This window comes from Mesorhizobium sp. WSM4810 (assembly GCF_055811235.1).
The window spans coordinates 1-14,343 of sequence record NZ_JBVVQV010000002.1 but is presented as its reverse complement, the minus strand read 5'-3'; the positions used below and the strand labels follow the sequence as shown (position 1 = coordinate 14,343).

General features: G+C 62.2%; 8 protein-coding genes and 2 pseudogenes. 8 read left to right on the top strand and 2 right to left on the bottom strand.

Annotation, left to right across the window (positions count from 1 at the left end; all coding sequences use genetic code 11):
* The first annotated feature begins 24 nt into the window (after positions 1-24).
* The 6 genes from glgB to bglA all read left to right on the top strand — a co-directional run bounded on the left by glgB (position 25) and on the right by bglA (position 10,472).
* Positions 25-2,238 carry a 1,4-alpha-glucan branching protein GlgB gene (gene glgB / locus AC0L3O_RS02820; protein ID WP_473614750.1) on the top strand — a complete coding sequence of 738 codons (2,214 nt, stop codon included), beginning with the start codon at positions 25-27 and terminating at the stop codon, positions 2,236-2,238.
* Positions 2,239-2,274: 36 nt separating this feature from the next.
* Positions 2,275-3,543, top strand: coding sequence for a glucose-1-phosphate adenylyltransferase (glgC, locus tag AC0L3O_RS02815; RefSeq protein ID WP_473475118.1), 1,269 nt, complete (start codon positions 2,275-2,277; stop codon positions 3,541-3,543).
* The gene (gene glgA / locus AC0L3O_RS02810; RefSeq protein WP_473614749.1) at positions 3,544-4,986 is read left to right on the top strand and encodes a glycogen synthase GlgA; all 1,443 of its coding nucleotides are present in this window, start codon (positions 3,544-3,546) and stop codon (positions 4,984-4,986) included.
* 3 nt (positions 4,987-4,989) lie between these two features.
* Positions 4,990-6,618 (top strand): alpha-D-glucose phosphate-specific phosphoglucomutase, encoded by a 1,629-nt coding sequence (locus AC0L3O_RS02805; RefSeq protein WP_473614747.1) that lies wholly within the window; start codon positions 4,990-4,992, stop codon positions 6,616-6,618.
* Between the two features lie 226 nt (positions 6,619-6,844).
* Positions 6,845-8,857: a glycogen debranching protein GlgX gene (glgX, locus tag AC0L3O_RS02800; RefSeq protein ID WP_473533845.1), complete on the top strand. Its 2,013-nt coding sequence runs from the start codon at positions 6,845-6,847 to the stop codon at positions 8,855-8,857.
* The gene (bglA, locus tag AC0L3O_RS02795; protein WP_473614746.1) at positions 8,847-10,472 is read left to right on the top strand and encodes a beta-galactosidase BglA; all 1,626 of its coding nucleotides are present in this window, start codon (positions 8,847-8,849) and stop codon (positions 10,470-10,472) included. Before glgX ends, bglA begins: the two co-directional genes overlap by 11 nt.
* A gap of 10 nt (positions 10,473-10,482) precedes the next feature.
* Here the strand turns inward: bglA and AC0L3O_RS02790 are convergent, their stop codons facing one another.
* Both AC0L3O_RS02790 and AC0L3O_RS02785 read right to left on the bottom strand, forming a co-directional pair.
* The gene (locus AC0L3O_RS02790; RefSeq protein ID WP_473533843.1) at positions 10,483-12,267 is read right to left on the bottom strand and encodes a pilus assembly protein TadG-related protein; all 1,785 of its coding nucleotides are present in this window, start codon (positions 12,265-12,267) and stop codon (positions 10,483-10,485) included.
* Positions 12,268-12,746 (bottom strand): annotated as a pseudogene (locus AC0L3O_RS02785) (TadE family protein).
* A 531-nt stretch (positions 12,747-13,277) separates the two neighbouring features.
* On the opposite strand from AC0L3O_RS02785, the gene AC0L3O_RS02780 reads away from it, so the two are divergent.
* Together AC0L3O_RS02780 and AC0L3O_RS02775 are read left to right on the top strand one after the other, a co-directional pair.
* Positions 13,278-13,973: a GGDEF domain-containing protein gene (locus tag AC0L3O_RS02780; RefSeq protein ID WP_473614745.1), complete on the top strand. Its 696-nt coding sequence runs from the start codon at positions 13,278-13,280 to the stop codon at positions 13,971-13,973.
* Positions 13,974-14,160: 187 nt separating this feature from the next.
* Positions 14,161-14,343 (top strand): annotated as a pseudogene (locus tag AC0L3O_RS02775) (antitoxin); the annotation flags it as partial.

Below are 14,343 nucleotides of genomic sequence, written 5' to 3'. Positions count from 1 at the left end.
TGGTCCGGGGAGGGTCACTGCCTGATGAGGAAGCCGCGCGCGACCGCTGCGACAAGCGGGCCGGATGGACTGGCGTCAGCCGGCGATGTCGCGGCAATTGTCGCCGGCACGCATGGTGATCCTTTCGCTGTCCTCGGTGTGCACGAGGTCGACAAGGGCTTTGTCGCCCGCTGCTTCGTCCCTCATGCCGAGTTCGTCACTGCCTACACGCTGACCGGCAAGAAAGCCGGCGAACTCGCCAGGCGCGACGAAGCCGGCTTCTTCGAGGGCAGCCTGTCGCTCAGAAAGCGACTGCCGCTGCGCTATCACGCACGCAATGCCGGCGGCGACTGGTGGCTGACCGATCCCTATTCGTTCGGTCCGGTGCTGGGTCCGCTGGACGACTATTACATCGCCGAAGGTTCGCACCTCAGACTGTTCGACAAGCTCGGTGCGCATCTCATCGATCACGAGGGTGCGTCCGGCGTGCATTTCGCCGTCTGGGCGCCCAATGCAAGGCGCGTTTCGGTGGTCGGCGACTTCAACGAATGGGACGGGCGCAGGCATACGATGCGCGTCCGCCGCGACACCGGCATCTGGGAGTTGTTCATCCCCGACATCGGCGCCGGACGGCCATACAAATACGAGATCATCGGGCCCGATGGCGTGAGGCTGCCGCTGAAGGCCGATCCGTTCGCTTTCAAGTCCGAACTGCGACCGGCCACCGCTTCGGTGACGGCGCTTCCGCCGGCGCATCAATGGGGTGACGAGGCGCACCGCAATTTCTGGCGCAACGCCGACGCCCGCCGCGAGGCGGTGTCGATCTATGAGGTCCATGCCGGCTCCTGGCAGCTTCACGACGACGGCAGCTTCCTGTCATGGGACGAGCTTGCCGACCGGCTGATCCCGTATGTCGTCGACACGGGTTTCACCCATATCGAATTCATGCCGATCTCCGAACATCCCTATGATCCGTCCTGGGGCTATCAGACGACGGGCCTCTATGCGCCGTCGGCCCGCTTCGGCGATCCGGACGGTTTTGCCCGGTTCGTCGACGGCGCCCACCGCGCCGGCATCGGCGTCATCCTGGACTGGGTGCCGGCGCATTTTCCGGTGGACGCGCATGGCCTGGCCAATTTCGACGGCACCGCGCTCTATGAGCATGCCGACCCGCGCAAGGGCTTCCATCCCGACTGGAACACCGCAATCTACAATTTCGGCCGGCGCGAGGTGGTCTCGTTCCTGGTCAACAATGCGCTGTTCTGGGCCGAAAAATACCATGTCGACGGTTTGCGCGTCGATGCCGTCGCCTCGATGCTCTACCTCGACTATTCGCGCAAGGCCGGCGAATGGATTCCCAACGAAAAAGGCGGGCGCGAAAACCTCGAGGCGGTCAGCTTCCTCCAGAGGATGAACAAGGAAGTCTATGGTCATCATCCGGGTGTGATGACGATCGCCGAGGAATCGACCTCATGGCCAAAAGTTTCGCAGCCGGTGCATGAGGGCGGGCTGGGTTTCGGCTTCAAGTGGAACATGGGCTTCATGCACGACACGCTGGAGTATTTCTCCAAGGAGCCGATTTTTCGCAAGCATCACCACGGCGACATCACCTTCGGCCTGGTCTACGCCTTCTCAGAGAATTTCGTGCTGCCGCTCTCCCATGACGAGGTCGTGCACGGCAAGGGGACGCTGCTTGGCAAGATGGCCGGCGACGACTGGCAGAAATTCGCGACGCTGCGCGCCTACTACGCCTTCATGTGGGGCTACCCCGGCAAGAAGCTGTTGTTCATGGGGCAGGAATTCGCCCAGCGCCGCGAGTGGAGCGAGGCGCGCGCACTCGACTGGAACCTGCTCGATTTCCGGGCCCACCGCGGCGTCCGGCAGACGGTGCGCGATCTCAACTATCTCTACCGCTCACGGCCGGCGTTGCATGCGCGCGATTGCGAACCGGAGGGCTTTTCCTGGCTGATCGTCGACGACAGCGCCAACTCGGTCTTTGCCTGGCTGCGCAGCGCGCCGGGCGGAAACCCGGTCGCCGTCATCTCCAATTTTACGCCGGTGCCGCGCGACAATTACCGCGTGCCGTTGCCAATGGCTGGAAGATGGCGCGAGATCATCAACACGGACGCCTCCGACTATGGCGGTTCCGGCAAGGGCAATGACGGTGCCGTCGAGGCTCGGAAGGAAGCAGGAGGCATCTCGGCGACGATGCTGTTGCCGCCGCTGTCGACGATCATGCTCGAATTTGCTCCGGACTAGGCGATGTCTCGCAGCGCGTAACTTGGGAGGATAAAAATGGTAGAGATGAAACGGACCCAGCCGCTGGCGCGCGATGCCATGGCCTATGTTCTGGCCGGCGGCCGTGGCAGCCGCCTCAAGGAATTGACCGACCGCCGCGCCAAGCCGGCGGTCTATTTCGGCGGCAAGACGCGCATCATCGATTTTGCGCTGTCCAATGCGCTCAATTCCGGTATTCGCCGCCTCGGCGTCGCCACCCAGTACAAGGCGCACTCGCTGATCCGCCACCTGCAGCGCGGCTGGAACTTCCTGCGGCCCGAGCGTAACGAGAGCTTCGACATCCTGCCGGCCAGCCAGCGCGTATCGGAAACGCAATGGTATGAGGGGACCGCCGATGCCGTCTACCAGAACATCGACATCATCGAGGCCTACGGGCCCGAATACATGGTCATCCTGGCCGGCGACCACGTCTACAAGATGGACTATGAGCTGATGCTTCGCCAGCATGTCGACGCCGGCGCCGACGTCACCGTCGGCTGCCTCGAAGTGCCGCGCATGGAGGCGACCGGCTTCGGCGTCATGCACGTCGACAAGAAGGACACCATCATCTCCTTCATCGAGAAACCCGCCGATCCGCCCGGCATTCCCGACAAGCCCGATTTTGCCCTGGCGTCGATGGGCATCTACGTGTTCAAGACCAAATTCCTGATGGAGCAGCTGCGCCGCGACGCGGCCGAACCGGGCTCAAGCCGCGACTTCGGCAAGGACATCATTCCCTATGTCGTCGAGCACGGCAAGGCGATCGCCCATCGCTTCGCCAAATCCTGCGTGCGCTCGACTGCCGAGAACGAAGCCTACTGGCGCGATGTCGGGACCGTCGACGCCTATTGGGAAGCCAATATCGACCTCACCGACATCACGCCCGAGCTCGACCTCTACGACCGCGACTGGCCGATCTGGACCTATGCCGAGCTGAAGCCGCCGGCAAAGTTCGTGCATGACGAAGATGGTCGCCGTGGCTCGGCGGTATCCTCGCTGGTCTCGGGCGATTGCATCGTCTCAGGCGCGTCGCTGAAGCGAAGCCTGATCTTCACCGGCGCGCGCATCAACTCCTATTCGACGCTTGAGGACGTGGTCATGCTGCCCGACTGCCAGGTCGGCCGCAGCGCGAGATTGAAGCGCGTGGTGATCGATCATGGCGTCAGGATTCCCGAAGGGCTCGTGGTCGGCGAGGATCCCGTCCTCGACGCCAAGCGCTTCCGCGTTTCCGAAAAGGGCATCTGCCTCGTCACGCAGGCCATGATCGACAAACTGGGGCTGTCGTGAATGCAGGTCCTGTCGGTCACGCCCGAAATATTCCCTCTGATCAAGACTGGCGGGCTTGCCGACGTGACCGGCGCGTTGCCCATCGCGCTCGCCGGCAAGGGCGTGGCGATGCGCACGCTTGTTCCCGGCTATCCCCAGATCATGGATGCCTTCAAGAAGAAAAAACCCGTTCACCACTATCCGCTGCTGCAAGGCGGCAAGGCTTCGGTCCACGCCGTCCAGATCGCCGGGCTCGACCTGTTCGTGCTCGACGCGCCGCATCTGTTCGATCGCCCCGGCGGCCCCTATGGCAATGCCACCGGCGCCGACTGGCCGGACAATTGGCGGCGTTTCGCGGCCCTGAGCCAGGTTGGCGGCGACATCGCCGGCGGCGCCGTCTCGGGCTACCAGCCGGACATCGTCCATGCCCATGACTGGCAATCGGCGATGACGCTTGCGTATATGCGCTACGGCAAGGCGGTCGGCACGCCGTCTATGATCACCGTCCACAATCTCGCTTTCCAGGGCCAGTTCGGCGCCGGCATCTTTGGCGAACTTGGCCTGCCGGCGGCGGCCATGGCGCTCGACGGCGTCGAATATTATGGCGGCGTCGGTTTCCTCAAGGCTGGCCTGCAGGCCGCCTGGGCCATCACCACAGTCAGCCCGACCTATGCGCAGGAGATCCGCTCGCCGGAATTCGGCATGGGGCTCGATGGCCTCATCAACATGCGGTCCGTCGATCTCTATGGCATCGTCAACGGCATCGACACCGAGATATGGAACCCTGAAACCGACAAGCATCTGGTCTCCAGCTACACGGCCAGGACATTGAAGGCGCGGCACCCCAACCGGACCGCCGTCGAGGCTCGTTTCAACCTTGACCGCGACGACAGTCCGATCGTTTGCGTGATCAGCCGGCTCACCTGGCAGAAGGGAATGGACATACTGGCAACGGTCGTCGACGGGATTGTTGCGAGGGGTGCCCGCCTGGCGATCCTGGGGTCCGGCGACGCCGGCCTCGAAGGCGCGCTGCTGGCCGCCGCCGCCCGCCATCGCGGTCGCATCGGCGTCGTCGTCGGTTATGACGAGGCGCTTTCCCACACCATGCAGGGCGGCTGTGACGCAATCATCATCCCGTCGCGCTTCGAGCCTTGCGGACTGACGCAGCTTTACGGCCTGCGCTATGGCTGCGTGCCGGTCGTCGCCCGCACCGGCGGTCTTGCCGACACCATCATCGACGCCAATGAAGCGGCGATTTCGGCAGGTGTGGCGACCGGCTTCCAGTTCGCACCCGCCGATGCCGGCGCCTTGCTGCACTCCATCCGTCGGCTGGTCGCGGCGCACGCCAACCCTGCGATCTGGACGTCGATGCAGCGGCAAGGCATGAAGGCGGATGTGTCGTGGGATAAAAGCGCAGAAAAATACCTCGAACTCTATCGCTTGCTGCTTTCGAAAAGGGCTTGACGCATGATACGCACCGTCGCCACCAAACCTTATCTCGACCAGAAGCCCGGCACATCCGGGCTGCGCAAGAAAGTGCCGGTGTTCCAGCAGGAGCACTATGCCGAGAACTTCATCCAGTCGATTTTCGATGCGCTGGACGGGTTCGAGGGCAAGACGCTGGTGATTGGCGGCGACGGCCGCTTTTACAACCGCGAGGTCATCCAGAAGGCCATCGCCATGGCCGCGGCAAACGGTTTCGGCAAGGTGATGGTCGGGCAGGGCGGCATCCTGTCGACGCCGGCCGCTTCCAACGTCATTCGCAAATACAACACCTTCGGCGGCATCATCCTGTCGGCCAGCCACAATCCGGGCGGCCCGCACGAGGATTTCGGTATCAAATACAATGCCGGCAATGGCGGCCCGGCAGCGGAAAAGCTGACCGACGCGATCTTCGCCAAGACCAAGGTGATTTCGAGCTTCAAGACCGCCGATATCGGCACGGTTGACCTCGACACGATCGGTACCGTCGAGGCGGGCGGCATGACCGTCGAGGTGATCGACCCGGTCGCCGACTATGCCGAGCTGATGGAAGATCTGTTCGATTTCGATGCGTTGCGTGGGCTGTTCAAGTCAGGCTTCCGCATGCGCTTCGACGCTATGCATGCCGTGACTGGTCCCTATGCCAAGGAGATCCTGGAAAATCGGCTCGGCGCGCCGAAAGGCACCGCCCGCAACTTCGTTCCCCTGCCGGATTTCGGCGGCCACCACCCAGACCCGAACCTGGTCCACGCAAAGCACCTCTATGACGAGATGATGGGACCGGATGCCCCAGATTTCGGCGCCGCTTCCGACGGCGACGGCGACCGCAACCTGATCATCGGCAAGGGCATTTTCGTCACCCCGTCGGATTCGGTGGCTATGCTCGCCGCCAATGCTCATCTGGCGCCGGGCTACAAGGCCGGGCTGAAAGGCATCGCCCGCTCAATGCCGACCAGCGGTGCAGCCGACCGCGTCGCCGAAAAGCTCGGCATCGGCATCTATGAAACGCCGACCGGCTGGAAATTCTTTGGCAATCTGCTCGATGCCGACATGGCGACGATCTGCGGCGAGGAAAGTGCCGGAACCGGCTCCAACCATGTCCGCGAAAAGGACGGGCTGTGGGCCGTGCTTTTGTGGCTCAATATCCTCGCTGCCCGCGGCGAAAGCGCCAAGCAGATCGTCACCGAGCACTGGGCCGCCTATGGCCGCAATTACTACTCACGCCATGACTACGAGGAGGTCGAGACCGACCGCGCCAATGCGCTGGTCGACCAATTGCGGGCCAGGCTCGCTTCCTTGCCCGGCACCAGCGTGCGCGGCATGAAGATCGCCAGCGCCGACGATTTCGCCTATCACGACCCGGTCGACGGCTCGATAGCCAAGAACCAGGGCATCAGGGTGCTGTTCGAAGGCGGATCGCGCGTCGTCTTCCGTCTCTCCGGCACCGGTACCTCGGGGGCGACGCTGCGCGTCTATATCGAGCGCTACGAGCCGGACAGGTCCAGGCACGATCTCGACACGCAGGAGGCGCTTGCCGACCTGATTGCGGCAGCCGAAGATATCGCCGGGATTCGCAGCCATACCGGCCGCGCCAACCCGAGCGTGATTACTTGAGTTTGGTTGACAGCCGGCCGTCTGAGTTCGGCCTGCGTTGCGAAGCTCCCCCTTCTCCCCTTGTGGGACAAGGTGGCCGAGCGAAGCTCGGTCGGATGAGGGGTGCTCCAGCTTGGCGCACACCTTTGCTCGAATCGCCCATGCCTCGTTTCTTCCAGCACCCCTCATCCGTCTCGGCGCTGCGCGCCGATCCACCTTCTCCCACAAGGGGAGAAGGGGTCGCCGTATGAACTCACTCGGTGCCACCGTCACCCGCGGCGGCATCCGCTTTGCCGCATGGTCGTCCGCGGCCGCCCGGCTCTGGGTCTCGATCTTCGATGAGCAGGGGGAGAGGGAGATCGACCGGCTCGAACTCCAGCCGGAAGGCGAGGGCGTTCACGCGCTTTTCGTTGCCGGCCTCGCCGCCGGCACTCGATACGGATTTCGCGCCGATGGCGATTATACGCCCGAGAATGGGCTTTGGTTCGATCCCGACAAGCTGCTGGTCGACCCCTATGCCGTCGAAATCGACAGGCCTTATGTCTATGACGTCAGGCTCGCCGCGCGCCGGGGCGGGGGCGCCGATACCGCGCCGCTGCTGCCGAAGGCGGTTGCTGCCACCCTGCCACAGCCGGTGCCTGCCTTGCCGCCGCTGTTCCAGCCCGGCGGCCTGATCTATGAAGTGCCGATGCGCGCCTTCACCATGCTGCATCCCGACATCCCGAAGCACCAGCGCGGGACGGTTGCAGCCCTTGCCCATCCGGCTACCGTCGAGCATCTGAAAAAACTCGGGGTCGGGGCGGTCGAACTGATGCCGGTGACGGCATCGATCGACGAGCGGCATTTGCCGCCGCTCGGGCTGCGCAATGCCTGGGGCTACAATCCCGTGACCTTCATGGCGCTCGACCCGCGCCTCGCGCTCGGCGGTCTCGCGGAATTGCGGCAGACGGTTGCCACGCTGCGTGGGGCCGGCATCGGCGTCATCCTCGATCTTGTCTTCAACCACACCGGCGAAAGCGACAGGCTTGGACCGACGCTGTCGCTGCGCGGCCTCGACAGCCGCGCCTACTACCGGCATCGGCCGGACGGCAGCTTGATCAACGACACCGGCACCGGCAACACCGTCGCTTGTGATCATCCGGTCGTCAGGGAAATGGTCCTCGACACGCTTCGTCACTTTGTCCGCCATGCCGGCGTCGATGGTTTCCGCTTCGATCTGGCGCCCATTCTGGGCCGGGTCGATGGCGCGTTCGACGCCGCTGCGCCACTGCTCATGGCTATTCGGGATGATCCGCTCCTTGGCGACCGGGTGCTCATCGCCGAGCCATGGGATATCGGCCCGGACGGGTATCAGCTTGGCAATTTTCCGCCGCGCTTCCTCGAATGGAACGACAGATATCGCGACGACATCCGCCGGTTCTGGCGCGGCGACAGCGGGATGGTCGGCGCGCTCGCCACCCGGCTTGCCGGCTCGTCCGACGTGTTTGCCAAGCCAGGCCAGCAGACGAGCCGCAGCGTCAATTTCATCGCCGCGCATGACGGCATGACGCTGGCCGACATTGTTGCCTACGAGCACAAGCACAATGAGGCCAATGGCGAGCAGAACCGCGATGGCCACGACGACAATCTGTCCTGGAACAATGGCGTCGAGGGCGAGACCGGCGACCGGGCGATCGTTACGGCACGTTTCGATGACCGATGTGCGCTTCTGGCCACGCTGTTTGCCTCACGCGGCACGATCATGCTGACCGCCGGAGACGAATTCGGCCGCACCCAGAAGGGCAACAACAACGCCTATGCGCAGGACAACGAGATCACCTGGCTCGACTGGTCCGGGCGCGATCGGGCGCTGGAACAATACGCCGTTTTGCTCGCCGCGATGCGTCGTTGCGTGCCGGCGCTTTCCGACACGCGCTTCCTGACTGGAGAGCCGCCGCCCGGATCAGAACAACCGGACGCGGTCTGGCTCACTGAAACCGGCACGCCGCTCGACAAGGCAGGCTGGCACGATCCGGCGCGGTACCGCCTGGTCATGATGCTCGGCACCGATGATCGCCGCCTTGCCGTTGTCATCAATGGCGATCGCCGGGCATGTATGTTCACGCTGCCGGAGCGCGACGGATTTCGCTGGCAGCCAGCCATCGAAGCATCGGACGGCGCAGCCGGAATTTCACGGCCGGTGCCGGGACGAACGGTGATTTTCATGATCGAACACGAAGCCGCGCAGGCTCAGATAAAGGAGAACCCGAGTGGCAAGTGACCACGCCGAGTGGTGGCGCGGCTGCGTCATCTACCAGATCTACCCGCGCTCCTTCCGGGACACGACGGGGGACGGCAGTGGCGATCTGCGTGGTATCACATCGAGGCTGGCGCATGTCGCATCGCTTGGCGCTGACGCCGTCTGGCTGTCGCCCTTCTTCAAGTCGCCGATGGCCGATATGGGCTACGACGTATCCGACTATACAGCCGTCGATCCGATGTTCGGCACATCAGAGGATTTCGATGCGGTGGTCGCCGAGGCGCACCGTCTCGGCCTGAAAGTCATTATCGACCAGGTCCTGTCGCATTCGTCCGACCGGCACGAATGGTTCATCGAAAGCCGTACGAGCCGCGATAACCCCAGGGCGGATTGGTATGTCTGGGCCGATCCGAGGCCCGACGGCACCGCGCCCAACAATTGGCTGTCGGTCTTCGGCGGCCCAGCCTGGGAGTGGGACGCGACCCGCAGGCAATATTACATGCACAATTTCCTCGCCTCGCAGCCGGACCTCAATTTCCACAATCCGGAGGTTCAGGACGCTCTGCTGGAAACGGTGCGGTTTTGGCTGGAGCGCGGCGTCGACGGGTTTCGCCTCGATACCGTCAACTACTATGTCCATGACCGCTGGCTGCGCAGCAACCCGCCCCTGGCGTCAAGCGTCGCAGGCACCAACACCGAAACCAATCCGTACCTCTATCAGGAGCATTTGTTTGACAAGACGCAGCCCGAAAACCTGGCTTTCCTCAAGCGGTTTCGGGCGTTGCTCGACGAATATGAGGGCCGCGTCGCTGTCGGCGAGGTCGGCGACGAAGCCCGTTCGTTGCAGACGCTCGCCGCCTACACCAGCGGCGGCGACAAGCTCGACATGTGCTACACATTCGACCTGCTCGGTCCGCAATTCTCGGCGGCGCATGTGCGTGGCTGCGTCGAAGCGTTCGAGAGTGCTGTCTCCGACGGCTGGGTCTGCTGGGCGTTTTCCAACCACGATGTCGTTCGCCATGTGACGCGATGGACAAGGTCCGGCGGCGACCCGGAAAGGACGGCGAAGTTCTCCATCGCACTGCTGTCATGCCTGCGTGGATCGATCTGCCTCTATCAGGGTGAGGAACTCGGGCTGGAGGAGGCGGAATTGGCGTTCGAGGATCTGCGCGATCCTTACGGCATCCGCTTCTGGCCGGGGTTCAAGGGCAGGGATGGCTGCCGCACGCCGATGGTGTGGAAGAAGGGCGCCAACAATGCCGGCTTTTCAATCGGCAGGCCGTGGCTTCCAATCCCGGAAAGCCATCGCGCCCGCGCGGTCGATATCCAGAACGGCGAGGAAAAGTCAGTTCTGGCCAGCTATCGGGCGATGCTGGCGTTGCGCAAGCGGCATGCGGCGCTGGTACAAGGTTCGATCCGTTTTCTCGATGCCGAGGGCGAAGTGCTTGCCTTCATTCGCGAAGGCGGCGGCGAGAAGCTGCTGTGCGTTTTCAACTTCGCCGAGGAGCCGGCCAACTGGCCGTTGCCGCAGGGTACGGATGTCGCAGAGACGATCGACCTTGGCGCTGGTGCCGCCTTGCAGGAAAAGATTCTGTCGCTGCCGCCGTTGGGCTGCTTTCTCGGACGAGCCGACTGATCTCTCCAACTCACTGAACAAGCACAGAGCGCCCGCAAGTCGCGCCCATGACCCGGACATCGGCCTCGCCGACGCGCACGCCCAGTGCCCCAAGCACGTTGTAAACCAATTCGTCGACCGGCGCCGTCACGCCGTTCAGCAGCGCCACCACTGCCGGCTTCACGGTTCCGAGCAAGGCGGTTACATCAAGCCCGAGGCCCAGCGCACTGACCGAAAGCGACAAATTGTTTACCAGCGACGTGGTGAGAGATTGCGTCAGGTTCTTCGTCGAGGCGTTCTTTATCGTCTTGCTTGCGATGTCGGTGCTGTTGAAGATCAAGATCGTCGGATCGTTGTTGGCGATCTCAACGGCTGCAGAACCATTCACGCCGATCAGATTGAGGGTGAGAAACAGAAGCTTCACGCTGACCTGCGCGATTTCGGCATTTTGAAACGACTGTGGGTTGCTGAAATCGGCGAAGGCGGAGGGGCTGTTATCGGCATCGCTGGCGCCAAGGTGCAGCGAGGCAAGGCCCGGACGTGCGGCAATGGTAACTTTCAAACTGTCGGGGTGCCCCGTCGGGCAGCTGATGTCGGTCAGCTTGGCTTCGGCAGAGGCCACCTCGACATGCAACGGCAGTTTGACGGCCAGCAGGCTGATGCCGCCACCGAGAGTCGCATTGCTGCCGCCGACGGACGCCACCAGCTTGATCCGCGTCTGCGCCGTACGCACCACAGCACCCTTCTCGCCGATTGTCAGCCATGGCGAGAATTGTGCAGGTTCGCCGATTGCAATGGCAAGCGTGGTGGAGGCAAGCCCCGGAATGGCGGCTCCGAGATTGAGCTCGACCTGCTTCGAGCCGTTGGCCAGTGCAGCAGCGGTGGTCAGCATGCCCATGGCACTGGCGTCGACCGAAAAGCCGGGCGACTTTTGCCCGAGGCCCAACTGGCCCATTGAACCAAGATCGACAAGATGATTGAGCGGTATCTTGACCGTGTTGGTGGTCCTTGACGCGATTGTCTGCAAAGCCAGCTTGCTGGTGCTGCCAACGGGTGAAACATTAGCCATGGCGGTCGCTATCTCGCCCACCGTCGCTTTCGAAGCCAGCACCTCCGAATAGCTGACACCCGTCAGCTGCATCTCAACGGCAAGGGCATCGATGAACGAAAGCAGGTTCACGTCGGCAGCGATCAGAGCGTTGTAGTCCATGACGCTGAGCGCGATGTTGCCGCCCAGGAACTTGCTGAGAAGAGCGTTGAGGATGCCGCCATTGACGCTGAGAAGCCTGGACCCGACCGAGAACATCGCCTGCGGCGCTATGCTGGCCACGGCTTGGGTGCCGATCACCGGCGTAGGGATAAGCGAACTCGCGAAATAGCGGGCAGGAACCTTTTTCAGCGTGACATGGACGGCGTTGTAGGGCGTTTTGCCGGCCTTGAAGCGCTTGTCGACGCCGAGCGACGACTCTGCTGAATATCGGCCGGGGGTGACCGACACGATAGTTTTTCCAAGGGCAGGGGTGATCGTCTGCTCTGCCTTCTGAACAACGATACCCGGCATTCCGTTGTCGCCGAGCGTGGTCACCACCGCGGCTTCAATGTTGTTGATGTTGGAGGCGGCGGTGATTGCCGCCAGATCGGTCATTGCTTGGGCTTCCCGGCGCTCCACATAGATCGAGCCTTCATCGATGGCGAAGGCGGCCAGCGCCAGCGCGAACGGTGCGCACAGCGCCGTCATGACGGCGAAGTTCGCCGTCAGGTCGCCAAGCATCGAGCGGGCGACCCGGCCGACCCTGCCCGCCAAAGTTTGCGACATTCAGATGCCTCCGACCCGGATTGTCGACTGGCCTGAGATCGTGGTGCCAGGCATGGGCAGTGCCGGGAACAGATTCCAGACCGGCAGGTTGCGGGCATCATATTGGATGGACACGACGAACTGGTTTCCGTCGGCGGTGCTGTCCTTGGCCTGGTAGGTCAGCTTGTCGGAATCGACGAATGGATATCCCGCGGCATTGGTGGTGACGAAACTGGTCACCAGCGCCTGGCGCTCAACTTCGTTCAGCCCGGCAATCGCCGTGCGTGCGGCGTCCGCTGCGATCTGCTGCACGGAGTGCTGGCGCCAAAATAAATGCCATATGCAACCATGCCGAGCAGAAGCAGGATAAAAAAGGGCGCAAGCAGTGCGAATTCGATCGCGGACGTTCCGGACGGTTCTCGAAACTGGTGTAATTTGCGTTTTAGCTGACGCGTATTGCGCCGCTTTATAGCTATTGTCCCAGTTTCCGCGCTGTTCATGTCCGTCGCCCATCAAGACATACCGAAGCTCACAAAAGATGTTACCCGTGGTTGCTTAAAGGCGGATTAAGACATTGTGGCAAAGTGGAATCGACGAAAGATTTCCTGCCGGAAGCGAATGCTTGAAGCGGTTCTTCCGCCAAGTCGTGGAATTCATCAGCCGACGCAGCGCCCCGCTTCGACGCCCGACATCTTCAACAAAAGCGGCGCAACCTGCTCGTTGCAGAGAAAGCGCCGTCGATCCCATCGACCACAACGTAGGGTTTAGTAAGGATACCCCATTGACTTGCATCAATATCATGCGATCCGCTGCAGGCTATTGCCCTTCCCAACTTCCCACGAGGTGCAAGGGTTTTCGCGCAATGTGTAGGATCTGACGTGCGGGTTGTGTCCAAATTGCTGCCGCTAGTTGTAACTTGTGTTTACCACTCACGGGTTAGGGTTTACCCAAAGGCAGTTGGCGGAATGACGGCATCACATTATTTTCTGACACGCTTCGGGAAGCTCTCGCTGTTCAGGCAGACCTGCGTCGTGGTTTTGGCGGCCATCATCGGTGCGGATACTCTCACCCTCGTTTTCTATGGTATCTTCTTTGCCGACCGCCTCCTCTTGGACTTGTTTTTGACAACGGTCATCACCGTCGCGGTTGGATTTCCGCTCGGCTATTTCTTCCTGAGACAGCAGTTGAATCTCGCCTTGATGGCCGCCAAGCTCGACCGGGCAGCACGCATCGACCACCTCACAAGCCTCGCCAACAGGAAAACCTTCTTTGAGGAGGCCGAGGCAATCGTGGGTTCCGAGGCCTTCAAGGAAGGCGCCGTGCTGTTCATGGACGCCGACCATTTCAAATCCATCAACGACACCTTTGGTCATGCCATCGGCGATGCCGTCCTCCAGGAGATGGGCAGCGTTATTCGCAGCTCGATTCGGGAAAGCGACTTGGCGGCGCGCATCGGCGGCGAGGAGTTCGCTGTGTTCCTGGTCGAAGCTGGCCGCGACAAGACATTGGAAGTGGCCGAGCGGATCAGACAGAACATGCGCGATGTCAGACGGGCAGTCGGCATCGAGGACCGAGAAATCACCGTCAGCATCGGGATTTGCCTGCACGGACCAGGCCAAATCTTGGATGACATCTTGCTGCGCGCTGATCAGAATCTCTATGTGGCAAAGAACAGGGGGCGCGACTGCATCGTCGCAACCGCCGGGTTCGGACCGGTATTCGCATGATCGTGACTGGCACGATGGCTCTACCTATCCAAACCCGGATCGGGATTAGAGAGAGGATGAACGCATCGCCGTTCTCTGCGCCTGCGGTTACGCTCTCGTATTCGCAGACAGGCCGCAGATTGAACGGGTGGCTTGCATGACGCATCATGTGAGGCTAATTATTGCCTCACATGGAATGGAGAGTGATATGCTAGCGCTCGGAAATGTCGCCGACGTGTTGGGGCTGCCCGTTAAAGAGGTGGCGGCGCGGTCGCCTTTCGGGCTGATCTCCCGGATCGAGGATGGACTTCCCTTTGGCGCACTTGAGCGCGTTGCGCATCTTCTGGCGCCTGGCGATGCTCAGTTCAAATACCGGCTGATCCCCAAGGCG